Raw genomic sequence first — 15706 nt, forward strand, 5'->3', positions numbered from 1 at the left:
TGCTACCCGGATGGCTGAGTTTGTCCACAGCTGCTAGCAGATCCATCATGGCACGTTAATGATAGTGTGTTCAGAGCCAGTGACTGCCCAGTTTATCAGCGACGCACCGACCAGGTGGTTCTTCTCCTGCCACCGTTGATTGAAGTGAGATAGCTTTTTGCAATCACACCATTTCCAAGCTGATACTATATAGCTGATTAAGCGATTATTGCTGTATCTATATACAGCATTGGTATAACTGGCTCTTGCCTTCGCCAACGCCAAATAGGTTCCTGGCGGACTTTGAGGCTCAGACTCCGTTACGGCTGCGCCCTTAAATTCAGGCGGATCGGTGGTCAAGGAAGAAGCCATAACGTGGAAAGTGTATGGATATGACGCAACCTGCCCCGGCAGCGGCAGCTGGTGATTCCCAGCTGCCTTTCGATGCCACACTCCTCTTCAAAGCACTCCAATATCAGCTATTGGTCGCAGTTGACTACTGTTATGCCTTGCAACCAGGGCAGTGCCTTTGGCTTGAGGTCTTTGGTGATGTAACTGTCCCCGGTGTCAGTCAGACAGAGGTCAAGCTGTACACGGACAAGTTGACGGATAGCCACACCAACCTCTGGAATACTCTGAAAAACTGGCTACATGAGAATTTTGACCGAGCGTCCTACCAGAGCCTGATATTGCTCACTACCCAAGAATTTGGCGCCCAGACCTTGCTGAAGGGATGGAATGAGAAATCCCCATCCGAGAGGATTGAGGTTTTGGAGACCATTTTCGCAGCCGCGCAGGCCGCGAAGAAAGCGGCGAAACCTACATCTAAAGATCATGATTCTGACGCTGCGAAACCCTCAAAGGCTCAGTCTCTGCAGCAGTATGTAATGGCCACCGAGCGTCGCGCTGATCTGATGGATGTCCTGGAGCGGATGCGGATAACAACGGGCGCGGATTCACTGGAACTGCGCCTCGAAAAGTTCGTGACAAGCAACCTCAAGATCATTCGCCCCTCAAAGTGCCAAAGGTTTATTGATGACCTCCTGGGCTTCATGAGCAGCACCGAACTCGTGCAGAAGGGGTGGAAAGTCACCTATGAAGCTTTTACCAACAAATTGACCGAACTCACCAAACTCCACATGAAGCACCCGACCACCTTCCCCCCCGTGGATGTGGCGGCGCTCAAGAAGTCGATCGATATCGAGCAGATCAAACCCAAGCTGTTTGCCAGAAAAATAGTGGAAATTGGCGGAGAGCATCAACTCAAGAGGGCAGCTCTGCACCGGCTCGTTGCTGAGACGACCATCTCTGACCTCTATGCAGATGGCGAGCTATTCAAGACCGATGTTGATCGATACCTCAACAACCATCTAGAGCGTCATCTATATGGTCGGGAAAGCGCGATGCTTGACTGCTCTGGGATCTATTGCACGACGCAACTCAAGACTCAGTCCATGAAGTTTTATCTGGATCAGCATGCCACGGATGTCGAACAGTTCTGTGGCCTGGAAAGCACGATGACCGAGTTTCGCAACGGTATCTACCACATGCTTGCCGATGATGTGTCTGGTGATAAGGATGAGGAGTTTCACTGGAGGCTATGGAATGAGTAATTTGGCCTCGGATCACCTCTACACGTTGCACAGGACACCGTTTGCTTTGGCGCCTGTAATTCAGAGCTTTTACGATGAGTGGGAGTCTCAGGAAAAGGACATCCTGCTGAGCTACCTGATACTCCCATTGGTAACCTACAAACCGATGCAGTCATTTCTGCACCTTGCCAAGCGCAGTAGCTCCGTCAGGACGATGACTTCCGAGACTGGCAGGCTGCTTGGTTTAGCACTGCGCGTTCAAGAATTCAAACCCATCACCAATGCTGCGTTGCTGATACTGACAGCCGAGAAGAGCCTAGAAATCACACCAGAAATGTCGGTGCTTTCAATCAACAAGCTTCGCTCGGGGAACGCTGACAAAAATTTGCTGCGATATAGCAAGAAATTGGCAATGGTGTTTTCCGACGAAAGCGCCGTCTCTATTTACAGGATGTTAGGGCTCAAGTCGTTATGAAGTGCTATGTAAGATATATCGGTGTGGTTGACCAGAATGACGTGGTTCATTCTGTACCTTTTGAACCGGGTCTGAATATCATTACCGGGAAGTCTTCCAAGGGTAAGAGTGCCATTCTTGATATCTTCGATTTCTGCATGGGCAGCTCCGAAGATACGATACCTGAAGGGGTAATCACCGAGCGGGCCAAGCTTTTTTTTACGGCCCTCCGGTTTCAGACCCTTGTGGTAGTCATTGGACGCCTCTTAGGGACGAAGCGTTGTTTCATTCGCGAAATCTCTGGGCCTGCTATTGACGATGTGCATACGCTTATAGAGGACGCAGGCGAGTTTTTTTCCCCGTCGTTTTTCCAGCACCGTGATGAGTTTCTCAAGAGTCTGGGCCGGTATTTCCAGGTCACCCTCGAAAACATCGACGTTGACCCGTTGCTGAAAGAAATCACCGGCAAAAAAAGCGCCACCCCTTCAGTTCGCAGCTTCTCGTCCTTGATGCTGCAGCATCAAAACCTGGTGGCGAACAAGCATGCGATTTTCTATCGATTTGAGGAAAAGCGTAAGCGTGATCAGGCGATCGAGCATTTTAAGATATTCATGGGAATCGTCGGAGAGGACTATTTCGACCTCGCCAAGGAGCACACGGAAGCTTCCTACGAGTTGAAAAGGGCGCTTGCCCAGGTACCTAAGCAGGACAAAATAAAAGCAGATTTCCTCGCAGAGTTCGCCAGCTTCCTTGCCGAATACGAGGCATTGGCTGGTCAGAAATTAACGGATCTGACGCCTGATGACATTTGGCGTAAACCAAAGGCGGCGCTGACTCATCTGACCGGGATAGCTGTTAGGGTGGATGGGCTGTCAAGTGCGTTTGAAACCAAACGGGCGGAGCTCCAGGTCAAGAAAGCCGAACTCATGGCTCGCATCCAGAAAGCCTTGAACAAGCGTTATCTATTGAAGGTGTCCACGGAGCAGGCATCGGGTTTTGGGGAGTCATTGACTTCACTTACTATCCCTAAGGCTGCCAGTCTGGAGGAGACCGTGTGCCCTGTCTGCGCCTCTCAATCCGAAGTGGCCGAGGATGAGGCAAATAAGCTCTCTGCCGCCATCCACTGGTTGAATGATGAACTGAAGCTTTCCACATACGCGCGCGAAGGGTTTGGTGAAGAGCGCCGGGTGGTGGACGGTAAAATCAAGGAGCTACGTCAGCAGTTGGATGTCGTCCAGAAGGCCCTGAAACCATTGGATGAGGAAGCCGATCGGCTGGATAAGTCCAAATCCGTCGACGCCTCGGCTCAGAAGGCAAAGCTCAAATTGGAGCTGGCGATTGAACGTTGTGTCGAGCAGCCGCCTTCCCAGATGGCCGGAATGGTGGAGCACTGGCAGAAACGGGTTGAGGAGCTCGAACGGCTGATGGCCAAGTTCGACGTCGAGCCAAAACTATGGGCCCTCAAAAACGACATCAACAAGAAAATGAAGCTGTTTGGGAGCAGGTTTGATTTCGAGGAAACCTATAGGACAGGTTCTTTGAAATTCGATATCGATACATTTGATCTCTGGCATGAGAAGCCTGGTGACGGTGGATTCCCCAAGAAAATATTCCTGCGCTCGATGGGGAGCGGTGCCAACTGGTTGTATTCCCATTTGACGCTATTCATGGCGCTGCATTATCAATTTGCAGCTCATGACGCAAAGTGCAAGATTCCGCCCATTCTGTTCTTGGATCAGCCCACGCAGGTGTACTTCCCATCAACTGATGATGCTGAAGACTTTAAGGCTGCTGACCTTCGTGGGGACAGGAAGACCGAAAAGACGCTTGACGACGATGTGAACGCGGTCTCGGAAATGTTCACAGAACTCGCCCGGTTCTGCGATGAGACACTTGAGCAAACAGGTGTGATGCCTCAGATAATTGTTTGCGATCACGCCGACAGGCTGACTCTTGATGATGGATACGTCTTTGAGAAGTTTGTCCGCGCCCGATGGAGAACTAGAGGTCTAATCGCCGATTGACCTTTCAACGCAGCAGGTTGGAGCAGGCGCTGACGCATCGGCAGCCAGAGCTTGCCGCTTTGTCTGATCTGAAAGCGAGTTCGAAAGTGTAGAAGCTCAGACTTGATCTGATAGTTACAGGGTTGCCGGTCCTGACTGTCAGTTCAAATCTGTGTTTCTACACAGTCCCAGAGATAACGCACCACACATGAGGTTACGTGCAAGAGACCTTCCACAACTGATCCAGCCGGGTCGCATAGCTCTGACTCATCATCTCCCGCCGCATCCCCCAAACTGGATTGTCCGGCACGCTAGCCGAACGCGACGTGCCTTTCCCCCTGCGCCCATTAATCTGATCCAGCACCGACATCACCCGCGTCGCCTCCGCAGGCTGCGACACCGCAAACAGATCATCCGTATATTCCCCAGGCTGGCAAAGACCCAGCAACAGCACCTCCGCCTTGCTGTAGTTAAACCCCACCCAAAAAACCTGTTCAACGGCCTCCACCGCATACCGCGTCAGCAACCGCACATCATCCGTCGAAGACGGCAGTTCCACGACCACCCTATTCGCATACTACCTTTACTACGACCTCATATCCGCTGCATCCGCCACAGGTGATGGGGAAAGCGTAGTGTCCTCCATCTAAAACCGCCAGATGAGCCGCGCCGGCATCCACGAAGGTGTCTACCAGTAATTGAAGCGGGCTTCCCGTCGACGGACTGGCTACTCAATCATCGAAGTGGGATGCTATAGAATTTAAGTATTTTCGATTTTAAGAAAAGGATTGTCGGAGGGCACAGGAACAGTTTCGAACAATAGTGCTGGTTCTTTTAGTAAATAGCCTTTGAGTCTTGCTTTATTTCGAGGACCTTCGACCTGGCTAGTCCAGATATTCAATCCATCATCGCGCTTCCTGTGGACCTTCAGTTTCTCAAACTGCTTCTGCACCCAACGCCATTCTTCAATCTCTTGTTCGGCACCATTGGCAATGCCCGGAAACTCTTGGACATAACGTTGGAAGAGACCAGGCGTGACCAGAAATACGCTGCCACTCACCGTGTGGATTTTGGCCTTGCTGTCATTGAAGATCAGCTTGTGGCTCAGGATGCCTTCCTTGACCCAATTCAGAAATGCCTGGCCAGGGTTATCCGAAGGGAGGGTTGAGGTATCAAGAGCGCTTTCTGACGGTGCATCGCTGGCCTCAGGCTTCTCTAACTCGAACATATCCAGCAGCGTGCCGAGGTGGTCGGCATCCTCTATCGCCATGGGATCTGGTTGCGATTGGCTTTGACGCGGTCCTGTACTGACTGTCTCGGGCGCTGGTGGTGATAACAGAGCGTCAGTCGAGTGGTCATCGACTGCAATGCTCACCGTTCCGCTGAAAGCTTCGGGGCGCTCTTCGCTCCCCCAAATCAAAGCCGGTTGTAGTCGCAGAAAGGTAAAGGTCTGCTGCCAGTCTCCCTGTGCGACAAGCGCAGTCCAGATGGCTTTGCCTTCTGGCGTGGACTCGACCAGCCCATGCGATTGCAGCTCGTCGAACACGGCGATGTTGGAGGAGGGAATGCCCTCAATCGATTGCGACAGCAGGTAGGCTCGCAGCTTGTCCGTGACCACTTTGCTGACTAGCCACAAGGCGTCTTGAGTCAGCCAACCCGCGGCACCCGGCTGGTTGAGTTTCAGCTCGTGCTGAACCAGATGACGCAGTCCGCTGATCAAGTGATGTTGCGGCGAATGAATCGGCGCTTGCAGCGCCTTGCTTGGGTTGCCACCGATGTTTTGCGCGGTGGAGACGCGGTCGGCCTGCATCACCAACTCACCGAGCACGCCAGCACGTTCGTACTGACCGGCCAGGACATACAGCAGGCTGGCCCACAGCGGCGTAAAGCCACTGAGCCAGTCCAGGATCGTGCGGTCGAGAATCTGGGTGTAGAGCAAGCCGGTTGCGGCGCCATGCAAGTGATAGTCGCGACCCTTGATGTAACGAAAACGGTAGGGCTGATCCAGTGCCCCCTGCCAGGGGTGCCAAGGACTACCATCCTGGCGTTCGACCAGCAGGTCCACGGCGATCTTGCCGATGTCATGCAGCAGGGCGCCATAGGCGATGCCAGCCGACCAGGCATCGGTTTGGGCGGCTTGGTCTTCGGGCGCGGCGCCGGTGGGCAGCAGATACGACTGACGCAGTTTCAAACTGCAAGCGACCAGCTCCAGGCCATGGTCGAGCATGCCGCCGAGATACGCATGGTGGTGTGTCTCGCTGGCCGGGAGTTGCTGGACCTGTTCGGCATAGCGATGGATCGGATTTAAGTAGAGCTGAGTGAATTGGACGTGGGAGAGGGCGGTGTACTGCCAAATCCGATCGAGCAACTGACGGCGGTGCTCCGCCGCTAACAAGCTGTGGGCCGACTCGATGGGCAGGTAACCTTCGGCGACGCTCACGGTCGGTGGCGGAGGGGGCTTCTGCCTTTTATGGCGAAACAGGCTGAGCATCGTGACCTCCGGGAAGTCGCTGGGTCAGTGGCCTTTTAGCCTTTTCGGATAGAGCTCTTACCCTTGAGTGCCCATTCCCTTCCAACCCTTACCCGTCCTTTTGGCTCGTGTCCCTTTGCGCGGCAATCGGAATATGGATACTGCTAGGCATCGTTTTGTTGGGGCTAGTACGGCAAAGACAAGAGTCGGTACACTGCGGTGCATATTTTTTGGGCCTTACCATGAACCTCACTGACGCCACGCTCGTGCTGCTGCTCGCGGCACGTATCCATGGGACCGACGAAGCCGTCCGGGCCTCGGCGAAGAGCGTGGTCAAGAAGTTGCCGCGCAGTAAACGCGATCTGATCTACAAGGTGATCGACAGCCGAAGTCCGCTCGAGTTGGTGGATTTTCTGGCGCAGAACCTGGATGCGGAATGACAGGCTGCGGGTGTGTGCCCATCCCTGATTCTTTGCGTCAGAGCCCTGCGGCATGGGGATTTTTCTAGGTACAGAAAAAAGGGCTCAACTCGCGTTGGGCCCTGTGAAGCGATTGCAGCGGTGAGGTAACGATTAAGCTCCATCGATCATGCACAGCGAGTCATCCAAGACTTCTTGCCCCAGTTGCTGCTCCAGGTTTAGTACATACTCCAAAGCTCTTCGGGCGTGGCCACTGGCACGAAAGATTGCGCGTTTGTCAGCCTTGAGCAGGCCGAGCCAGGAGTCGATGTAGCCCTCGTGCCGCAACTCTCCCTGTATACCGGCGTAGGCACATAAAAAAGCTGCGCCCATTTCGGCGATCAACTCCTCAAACGCGTAGCCTGGCGAGCCGAACGGACAGGCGGACGTCACACCTTCGCGCTGCAACCGAGCGTGATGCCCGGTCCAGTGCGTCAGCTCGTGCAGTGCGGTAGCGTAGTACCCACCTTCATCGTGAAATTGCGCTTTTGTCGGCAGTTGGATGAGATCCCTGATCGGGTGGTAACAGGCTTCGTCGGCAGATCGATGAACGATGTGTGCACCCGAACTTAACAGCAGATTTTCCGCAGCGCTGTTGGCCTGGAAGGGATCACTCGGTTCCGTCTCGAGCAGGGTTTCATTGAGCATTTCGAGCCCCTCCGTTTGCTCGATGTTGAACAGAAAATGCGTCCTGAGAATGCCGAAGTGAGCGACCTTGGGCTGACCGTTTTCATCGAGTACGGGTTGGCCTGACTCGGTCTGTTCCTCGCGCTCCATCGGCTTGTAGAGCACCGCCAGGGTGCTGTGCTCACCCTTACGGATGTGCCCGCCGGCTTTTTTGGCTTGGTTGAAGGTCAGCCAACGATCTTGAGGGAATCCCTGCAACCTGGCCTCGGCCCAGAGCAACGGTAAATTGATCCCCGAATAGGGACGACGCGTGATTGCGTTGATGGGGAAGGGTTGATGATGACCGACGTAAGCTGAGCCACTTGAGGACCAGGGTTTGATCCAGAGGGTAACGCCTTGGTTTAAAGCAGTAACGATCTTGTCAGTCACGTCTTGGTAGATATCGCGCATGGCATTTTCCTCAATAGAAAACGGAGGAACGCCTTGCCCGTCGGGGGAGGGTTCCCCGGTTGGGTGATGGGTTGGATTGATGCAGGTCTTGCATGCTGTCCAAATGTGGAGGTGGGCTCCGCCAATTGCACTTAGAGCAGGTGTTCTCCTGCAAGCGCTATCAGCAAGGCGTCAGGCTGGTCCGGCTCTTGGAGCAGACTGAGGCTCAGTTGTAGCAGCGGGTCATGGTGTGGATGACCCATTGGCGCGATGTGGGCTACCTCGAACACCACATAGGGCTCGTGTGGATAGGCCAGGTGAGCCTCGAAAGCTGCGCGCAATACGTGGCTCAGCCGATCGACCTGCAGCTTCTCAGGATGACCTGAACGCTCGAGCAGTACTGCGCATTGCCACGCGCCAGGAGTGAACACAATGGGCCACCGGAGGGTGTTCAGTGTTTCCGGCGTAAGTGAGTCGGGCATGGTATGTCTCCGTTGAAACGCGAAGAAACCTGTCCCGTGGGGGAAAGAGTTTCCCCGCGGTGGGTTGCAGAAAAGCAAGAAGGTTTGCCCGGCGAGCAGAGCTCGAAAGGCGCTCAGGAGAGCAGTAGGCGTTCATCACCGTAGAAACGGTCACCGTGCGAGCCACCGAACGCTAATCGCACTTGGGGAGAACCATCACCGAAGTGACGTAGTCTTGAAGGTCCTGACTATCTGGGCAGGGTGCTGTCGATAATAGCGATCCGTGCCTTGTATTTAGCCGGACGATTTATCTGGGTCAATCACTTCAGAGAAGCTATTTCACGGAGCTTGTCTTCTGTCTTCCAGTGAAGATTTTTCGGCTGGTCAAACTGATAAACGGTCAGGCATGGATGGTTTTCAGTAGTAGGCTGTTACTCCTGTTTCAATCATGAAAACGCTCAGAAGAGGGCGAGACCATGCCGACTCAGCAACCTGTTCAGAATTCACGTGCCCACCGCTGGGCGTACGCCTGCGGTATGTCGGTTAAGCGTGGTTACCGTAAGTTGAAAACGATTGAGTCCCGCGTGGCTGAGCGTGCGGTGACGGCAGGTATGCCCGCAGGTAAATTACTTGTTCGCGGGAGTTTTCTGACTGCCAAGTTGGCGTTGGTTGGAGGGTTGCTCTTTATCGGTTTCTGGCTGGTCGCTTCTGTTGTGGTGATGATCGCTGTGATTGCTCTTCTGCAGTCCAAGGCTGTCATTGACTCGGATCTTGAAGGGGATGAACCAGGTCCAGACTATCTTGGTGCTAACTCCTATCTTGGCAACTACGATGACAATGGCCACTACATAGGTCATTTCAAATCATCTGATGACGTCAGATGATTTTCCTCGTAGCACCCATCAACTGATCTGTTCCATTGCCCGCTGCTCCATGCGCGGCTTTGCTTGCACCTCCTAACATCCCCTCAAGGCTGTTGCCGATTGAGTAGCCAGCCCAGCTCATGGCGACCAAAAACAGTCCAGGCAGCACCAAGAACATCGCCCCCATCACATACTCGATCACCTGCGCCGTGACGGTTCCATCCATAAACCCGGATGTGGGCAGCGATAACAGCACCTGATTGGACTCCGAAACCTGGTTATACAAGGTGTCGAGCATGCTGGAGTCGACCCAGCGTGCTAACTCCCACCAGAAGCTCAACATGTGCAGCGTGAACAGCGCGAACGTCACGGTCATGACGGTCTTCAGCTGATACGTACTGACCAGCAGGATCAGCGGCAAGCTGATGATGATGCCCATGATCAGGAATGCCTGCACCATCGGTAGGGCGGCGCGTAGTGCATTCATTGCCGGAAAGTTGCTGAAGGAACCCAGGGCCAATCCGGTGTTGGTGGCCAGGTTGTTGAGCCCCTGATTGATCGAACCGCCGCGGGCACTGGAGCCATAGTCCTGATACACCTGTCCGGGCGACATCGACCTCGATTGCTGGCGCGGACTGACCAGTTCGCGCAGGGTGGCATCCTCGATCTCGTTGCTCGAACGGCCAGTTAACCAACCTTTCAGCTGAGTCAGCAGCGTGGGATCAACCTGCTCGATCAAGCGTTCGCGCAATCCGACACCGCTATCGCTCCACCACTGTTTGCAGGTGGGGTAGCCCGCGCCATTCTCCAGCCGCGGCAAGGACACATCGCGACTGTCGTCATAGGGCCAACTGACTCGCGGTGTGCGTGAACGATCCGTATCGTAGTAGCCGGGCGTGTCGAGAAAATAGCTTGAGCCAATCCAGGCTGCGTCGTGACTTTGTGCTTTGTCTAACTGCGGGCGGTTGGTGAACAGCCGAGAACGGGAATAGCCATAGCAGTCGCGAGTGAAGTCGGCGACTTCCTGCAGCAGTACCTGGCTGTCGATGCGCGAACTGTCGATCTCCATGCGCATCTGCCGGATATCCGGTGCGCAGGGGATGGAGGCGGTCGCCGCCGCGGTCACACCTTTGCTCAAGGCATGCACCAGGAACCACCAGATAGGCACGTTGGCAGAGCGTTCGCCGATAGTATTGAAGGTCGTCCCCCAGGCGGTTTCCGTCGGTTTGGCCACACTCACGCCGCAGCGCTGACTCGCCGCATCATCGAACGTCATTGACGAGAGGCTCAACGGAAACACAGGCGCGCAACCGAACAACACGACGATGTAGGCCAGCCACAACCGGTTCTCGATCCGCGGCACCGAGAGCAGTCCCTTGTTGCCTTCATCCGCGCCTTGCTGACGGGCAGACAACCATTCCTGCAAGATGATTGCACCAAAGGGCGCGGCGAATAGCCCGGTGTCGGACAGGACACTCCAGAGGCCGTTGTTGATGATCCAGGCCAGCAGAGAGAGGTAAAACTCCAGGTAGCTGTTTGTGCTCATGAGCATGGTGGTGACCTCACAGTCGGGTGAGTTCGACGCAGGTAAAGAGCACGAGCCCTAATGCTCCGATGCGTTTCACGCGCAGTCGATCCTGTGGTCGATGTCGGTAGCGCCGAAGCAGATCCCACCAGAGCGCAAAGAGGGCGGCGTAGAGCAGGGCGCGCCACCACCGCAGATAAGGTCGTGCGGATTCGAATGCCTGCTGCCAGACCTCGAAACTACCCAGCGCAGTTCGGCCGATCCAGGCGACCAGTGCGGCGGTCAGGATCGTCACCGCGGCAATCCCCAGACCTGAAAGCAGAGTGAATAGCGGTGAGCGTTTCATGGATCACTTGCGCCTGGCGTCAGCGTCATTGAGTCGACCGGGCTCGGGGTCGCCTTGCTCGACGGTTCGCGAAGCATCGGCACCACCGGCATGCCGATCGAGCACTAGGCTGGCGGTATTGGTGGCCAGCATCTGCCGGACCTGCAGTTCGGTCTGCAGCAGGCGTATTTCGCGCTCCAGGGTATCGATGTTTTTCGTCAAGGCGGTCTGGGCCGGCTCGGCGGAGGCGATGTTTGGTTCGTGACTGCCCGCCAGCAGCGTGCGCAGTAGCAGCAGCGCTTTGTCGAGCACACTGGACAAGGCCGTCTCACTGGCCAGGCGCCGCGCCAACAGATCCTGATCAGGATCGTCGCGCAGGGCTTCGACTACGCCACGGGTTACCGGCAGCATCGGGCTGGAGGCTTTTGACAGGTTGTCACGGGTAGGCTGTAGTGAGCCAGACAGCAACCCTTGCAAGGCTTTCAACCGCTCGCTGTAGGCCTCCTGGATCAGTGGCGTCAATCCGCTGCCGGCGGTAGCACGCAGGGTTTCGCAGGTGTCGCAGGTCGCGACTTCGGTCTCGCCCAACACGCGGACGGCCCATTCTGATTCATCTTGGGGCGAGGCCCAAGTCTGGCAAATAGCCCCACCCAGGCAGTCGTTGCTACTGATCGAGGCACTGTCATCCACCGTACGGTTATGCAGCAGGTTGTAGCCTGCTCGCACTACATCTGAGGTCACCCGGATAGGTGTTTGTCCGTTACCTCCAGCGTTCTGCCCGCCGACCCAGGCCATCCCCTTATTGCCGTTATGGGCCTCGGTGTTTTTCACCGCAGCCACCGCATCACCGCCGGTTTGCTCCAGATTGCCCTGCATCTCCTGGTTCTTGGCCAGCGCCCCCCAGCCGGCTTGGCCGACCTTGTCCGCCATTTTATCGGCCATGGCTTGGCAGGTCAGCTTGGAACGGTCGAAGTCGATACGGCCTTGCATCACCCCGTTACTGAGCAACTCATAGAGGCCGGGGTTGGCGCGCTGGATGATCAACGCCGGTAGCGACATCACGGCCTGGGTTGCGTTTTGCACGATGCTGCCCATGATCTGCTGGAAACCTTCGGTGACGCCGTTCAGTTGGTTCTGTAGCGTATTGGTGAGACTCATGTTTCCGCACATCATGTTCGCTCGCCATGACCCACCGACGCCGAGACCGCTGGGTCGGTAGAGCGAGCTCGGTGAGCCCACTGCCGAACCGCCGCCGATGGTGTACATCACCCGATCATCGAGTACGTCGCCTTGGGTGCCCAGACGGTAATTGTCCTCGGCGGCGTGGGCATACGTGGCAATGGCGAACAGTCCGCAGAGCAACAGACTCATCACGCCGAACCATGATCGCGTGAGGAACCGACTCATGACGTACCTCGTTCGAAGTCGATGCTGAACAGGAAGGTCTGTCCTTCACGTTTGCAGCAGCTATAGGGGCGCCACAGTGACCAGGCGTAGCCGCCATCGGTGCTTTGCACTGCATCGCTGGGGAAGACGGCGCAAGTGGGCTGAACCTGGGGGTAGAGCAATTGCCATTTGTGGGTCGAGGCATCGTTTTCAACAATCGGGCCAGGCGGCCAGTAGCCGTCGCGTTTGGCGGGCGTGAGCGGTAAGTACACATGCGGCTGCCAGTTACGGGTAATCACGTCGCCGGCCCGTTGCGCCATCACCGCAGCGGCTTTGAAGTCATCGGGCTGTACCAGAAAACCCTGACGGGGGTAGACGTTGCCCCACATGTTTCCGGAAGCCTGACTACCGATTTCACGGATCCCCGGCATGAGGGATTCGGGGTAGAAACTTTCCGGGATGCCATGACGCCAGGCCAGTGAATCCAAGATGCTCAGGTAGTAGGGCATGAGCGCAATTGCGCCGCTGGCGCAGGCATAGCCGGATTGAGAGGCCAGTTGCGTTGCGGCCCAGCCACCTGGATGACCGATGCCATCAACGTTCTTGAAGTGGGGCAGGTTGTCGCGGCGGGTGTTCGGCGTGATCAGGTTGCCGCCCCCCTCCGCGCCGTTGATGGGAGAGGAGAGGGCGGCCATCTCGGTCCAGGGGTTGTTGCCGGTGGTGGCATAGCTAGAGACCACGAGTTCAGGAATGAAATGACGAACCTTGGTCGAGGTTCTGACTTTGCAACCGAAGGGCGTACAGAGCAGCCAGAAACAAATGCCGACGACCCTGTATTCGAGGCAGTTTGGAGAAAGCACGGAGGACGTGATGCTGCCGGTGTCCAGCGCCACGCTTGGGCCGCACGCCAGCAGGATGCTCAGCGCCAAGGGCCGTAGCTTTGCGGGCGGGATTGACGAGCAGGCAACAGGCATGATCCAGGCTCTCGGTGTATGGCCTGGGCAGGTTCGGTTACGGACTGAAGACTGTCAGTAGAAATTATGAAGGCGGATCTATCGGGTTTGTGAGACGTGAGACTATTATTTGACGTGAAGGGAGCTGCGCAGGATATCTGGTTCTACAAGTAGCTGATCTGCGGTGATTTCGAAAATATTGGCGAGTTTGCACAGGACCAACAGCGACGGATTGCCCGTGCATCGTTCGATTTGACTGACGTAGGTGCGATCCACCTCTGCCATGAGCGCCAGCTGCTCTTGGGTAAGGTTTTTCACGCGCCGCATCAAGCGGATGTTCTCCGCCAGTTGCAGGCGAAGCTGTTCGTAGTCTTGAGTCATGCGCGCAAATTGCGCCTTGAGGGACTCTCAATCCACGGGATATAGTCTACATTTACGTTGATCTAGGTTATTTGATGCTGATGCCTGTTTTCGAGCGTTCATTTGGTTTTTTTATGATTTCGAGGCTGGATCCAGCGTCTAACAATAAAATTAGAAATCTTGGGTGTGTATGGACGAAAACTATATTTCAATCCCGGCTGCAGACGGTTGCTCAAGCATTCTGACCCCGTGGGGCAGCGAATTTGCACCGATGATCGAGCGTGGCGTGCAATGCGCTCAGGCTTGGCTTGAGTCAAACAGTGAGGTCCCGCTGTGGTGGGAACTGGCGCAAACCCGTAAGACCTTTCCTATGGGGGACTGCCAGGATGCTTTTGAAGCAGGTTTTTTATTGAGGATTCAGCAACGGCTTCGAGGCGTGACACAGTAACCTTGTAGCTCATGGTCATGGGCGTTTACGTCGACTTGATCGCCCGCTTGCATTCAACCTGACCACATCGCACAAACCAACTGATTGCAGGCCTAGACCGATTGTCGCGTCTAGGAGGCGCATTTTTGTCCAGCGGCTGAAATGCTTGGTGGGGGGAGTTCGCTTCCCTTATTTGGGCGTTGCGCCAAGACCGGTACATGCCTCAAATGCAGCCGGTCCCGCATCGAACGGGAAAATCTCTTGAAAGGTATGGTTCCAGACGCCATTCCTCTAGAATGGGGGCTGACAGAAGTAGTTTTCGCCCTGTTACAAACAGGTTTACGTAGCTAAGATTCTGATTCAGTGCAGATTCTGCACGCTCTGAGAACGTGGAGCGCGATATGAAAGCCAAACGAGTGTTGAGTGACGATCTGGTGAGCCGACTGGAGGATAAGATCCCGGTCATGGCTGAAGGCGCCATCAATACCGCCTATATCAACGCGCTGGCTGCCGGCCGCAGTGTGATGGAAGTCATGAACGGCATGCTTGTTGAAACGACTGCCGACGGTCAGCACAAGGTCATTCGGGTGGCCAAACCCAGGCACAAAGTGACTCTGGGTGGCGTAATCAAGGTGCGCCTCTGCTCATGACTGTTCCTCGGTTGAGGGTCTTTGCTGGACCCAACGGCTCCGGCAAGAGCACGATGAAAAGTGCCATCCCTTCACACTTGATCGGCATTTACATTAACCCGGATGAAATCGAGAAGGCTGCCAAAGAGAGCGGCCGTCTGGAGTTCAGTGATTTTCAATTGGAAGCTGAGGGCGATGAAGTCCTCGCTTTCCTTAGGGAACATCGACTGGTCAGGTCCTCCCAGCTAGATGAGGAAGTGGCCAAAATAGGCTTTAGCAGCAACGGTCTGAATTTCCAGACGGTCGCGATGAACTCCTATTTTGCCTCGGTGCTCTCTGACTTCATCCGGAACAAGCTCCTTGAAGACCAGTTGTCTTTCACCTTTGAAACGGTGATGTCCAGCGACGACAAAATCGCTTTTATGCTCAAGGCGAGAGAGTCTGGATACCGAACCTACCTCTACTTTGTGGCAACTGAAGACCCTGACATCAATATCAATAGGGTCAGGAACCGTGTCGCGGCAGGTGGGCACCCAGTTCCCACAGAGAAAATTGTCCAGCGTTATGGCCGTTGCCTGAGCCTGCTGCCTGCGGCTATTGCAGCTTCGAACCGGGCCTACATCTTCGATAACTCCGGTGCCGACCTCGTGCTGCTTGCCGAAGTTACGGATGGGACTGACCTTGAATTCAAGGTTGAAGAGGTTCCTGGCTGGTTCATGGATGCCTACGTTGAAAAAGTGCTCAACGGCTAGCTGCCGGATTGGC

16 protein-coding genes and 1 pseudogene are annotated in these 15706 nt (G+C 55.3%); 8 read left to right on the forward strand and 9 right to left on the reverse strand.

What is annotated here, in order from left to right:
- Positions 1-365: 365 nt before the first annotated feature.
- The 3 genes from AC1MEE_RS08645 to AC1MEE_RS08655 are packed head-to-tail and all read left to right on the forward strand — an operon-like array spanning position 366 to position 4049.
- Positions 366-1592, forward strand: a complete 1227-nt coding sequence (locus tag AC1MEE_RS08645; RefSeq protein WP_480414917.1) for a hypothetical protein — start codon at positions 366-368, stop codon at positions 1590-1592.
- Complete coding sequence (locus tag AC1MEE_RS08650; RefSeq protein WP_480414918.1) at positions 1585-2046, forward strand: three component ABC system middle component; 462 nt, start codon at positions 1585-1587, stop codon at positions 2044-2046. Before AC1MEE_RS08645 ends, AC1MEE_RS08650 begins: the two co-directional genes overlap by 8 nt.
- Complete coding sequence (locus AC1MEE_RS08655) at positions 2043-4049, forward strand: DUF3732 domain-containing protein (RefSeq protein ID WP_480414919.1); 2007 nt, start codon at positions 2043-2045, stop codon at positions 4047-4049. Before AC1MEE_RS08650 ends, AC1MEE_RS08655 begins: the two co-directional genes overlap by 4 nt.
- Before the next feature lie 193 nt (positions 4050-4242).
- Here the strand turns inward: AC1MEE_RS08655 and AC1MEE_RS08660 are convergent.
- A pseudogene (locus AC1MEE_RS08660) lies at positions 4243-4605 on the reverse strand (DUF4113 domain-containing protein); the annotation flags it as partial.
- A gap of 183 nt (positions 4606-4788) precedes the next feature.
- Positions 4789-6519, reverse strand: a complete 1731-nt coding sequence (gene mobH / locus AC1MEE_RS08665; protein WP_480414920.1) for a MobH family relaxase — start codon at positions 6517-6519, stop codon at positions 4789-4791.
- A 221-nt stretch (positions 6520-6740) separates the two neighbouring features.
- Between mobH and AC1MEE_RS08670 the strand changes: the two genes are divergently transcribed.
- Complete coding sequence (locus tag AC1MEE_RS08670) at positions 6741-6938, forward strand: DUF7740 domain-containing protein (RefSeq protein WP_007901093.1); 198 nt, start codon at positions 6741-6743, stop codon at positions 6936-6938.
- A gap of 132 nt (positions 6939-7070) precedes the next feature.
- Here AC1MEE_RS08670 and AC1MEE_RS08675 read toward each other — a convergent pair whose 3' ends face one another.
- The gene (locus AC1MEE_RS08675; RefSeq protein ID WP_480414921.1) at positions 7071-8033 is read right to left on the reverse strand and encodes an ArdC family protein; all 963 of its coding nucleotides are present in this window, start codon (positions 8031-8033) and stop codon (positions 7071-7073) included.
- Positions 8034-8164: 131 nt separating this feature from the next.
- Positions 8165-8494, reverse strand: a complete 330-nt coding sequence (locus AC1MEE_RS08680) for a hypothetical protein (protein WP_480414922.1) — start codon at positions 8492-8494, stop codon at positions 8165-8167.
- A gap of 455 nt (positions 8495-8949) precedes the next feature.
- On the opposite strand from AC1MEE_RS08680, the gene AC1MEE_RS08685 reads away from it, so the two are divergent.
- Positions 8950-9357: a DUF3742 family protein gene (locus AC1MEE_RS08685; RefSeq protein WP_480414923.1), complete on the forward strand. Its 408-nt coding sequence runs from the start codon at positions 8950-8952 to the stop codon at positions 9355-9357.
- On the opposite strand, the gene AC1MEE_RS08690 is transcribed toward AC1MEE_RS08685, so the two are convergent.
- The 5 genes from AC1MEE_RS08690 to AC1MEE_RS08710 form a co-directional block, all read right to left on the reverse strand.
- The gene (locus AC1MEE_RS08690) at positions 9350-10888 is read right to left on the reverse strand and encodes a conjugal transfer protein TraG N-terminal domain-containing protein (RefSeq protein ID WP_480414924.1); all 1539 of its coding nucleotides are present in this window, start codon (positions 10886-10888) and stop codon (positions 9350-9352) included. The two genes, AC1MEE_RS08685 and AC1MEE_RS08690, sit on opposite strands and share 8 nt — an antisense overlap.
- A gap of 10 nt (positions 10889-10898) precedes the next feature.
- Positions 10899-11207: a hypothetical protein gene (locus tag AC1MEE_RS08695; RefSeq protein ID WP_480414925.1), complete on the reverse strand. Its 309-nt coding sequence runs from the start codon at positions 11205-11207 to the stop codon at positions 10899-10901.
- Positions 11208-11210: 3 nt separating this feature from the next.
- Complete coding sequence (locus tag AC1MEE_RS08700; protein ID WP_480414926.1) at positions 11211-12593, reverse strand: integrating conjugative element protein; 1383 nt, start codon at positions 12591-12593, stop codon at positions 11211-11213.
- Positions 12590-13546 carry a TIGR03756 family integrating conjugative element protein gene (locus AC1MEE_RS08705; RefSeq protein ID WP_480414927.1) on the reverse strand — a complete coding sequence of 319 codons (957 nt, stop codon included), beginning with the start codon at positions 13544-13546 and terminating at the stop codon, positions 12590-12592. The genes AC1MEE_RS08700 and AC1MEE_RS08705 overlap by 4 nt, the downstream gene beginning before the upstream one ends.
- Positions 13547-13651: 105 nt before the next feature.
- Entirely contained in the window at positions 13652-13906 is a 255-nt protein-coding gene (locus tag AC1MEE_RS08710) for a helix-turn-helix domain-containing protein (protein ID WP_123722475.1), read from the reverse strand.
- A gap of 169 nt (positions 13907-14075) precedes the next feature.
- Between AC1MEE_RS08710 and AC1MEE_RS08715 the strand changes: the two genes are divergently transcribed.
- The 3 genes from AC1MEE_RS08715 to AC1MEE_RS08725 all read left to right on the forward strand — a co-directional run bounded on the left by AC1MEE_RS08715 (position 14076) and on the right by AC1MEE_RS08725 (position 15693).
- Entirely contained in the window at positions 14076-14333 is a 258-nt protein-coding gene (locus tag AC1MEE_RS08715) for a LasR-specific antiactivator QslA (protein WP_480414928.1), read from the forward strand.
- Between the two features lie 380 nt (positions 14334-14713).
- On the forward strand, positions 14714-14962 hold the full coding sequence (locus AC1MEE_RS08720; RefSeq protein WP_046481775.1) for a hypothetical protein: 249 nt from the start codon (positions 14714-14716) through the stop codon (positions 14960-14962).
- Positions 14959-15693: an ATPase gene (locus tag AC1MEE_RS08725; RefSeq protein WP_480414929.1), complete on the forward strand. Its 735-nt coding sequence runs from the start codon at positions 14959-14961 to the stop codon at positions 15691-15693. The genes AC1MEE_RS08720 and AC1MEE_RS08725 overlap by 4 nt, the downstream gene beginning before the upstream one ends.
- The last annotated feature ends 13 nt before the right edge of the window (positions 15694-15706 follow it).

The sequence above is a fragment of the Pseudomonas sp. ASL3 genome (genome assembly GCF_056680425.1).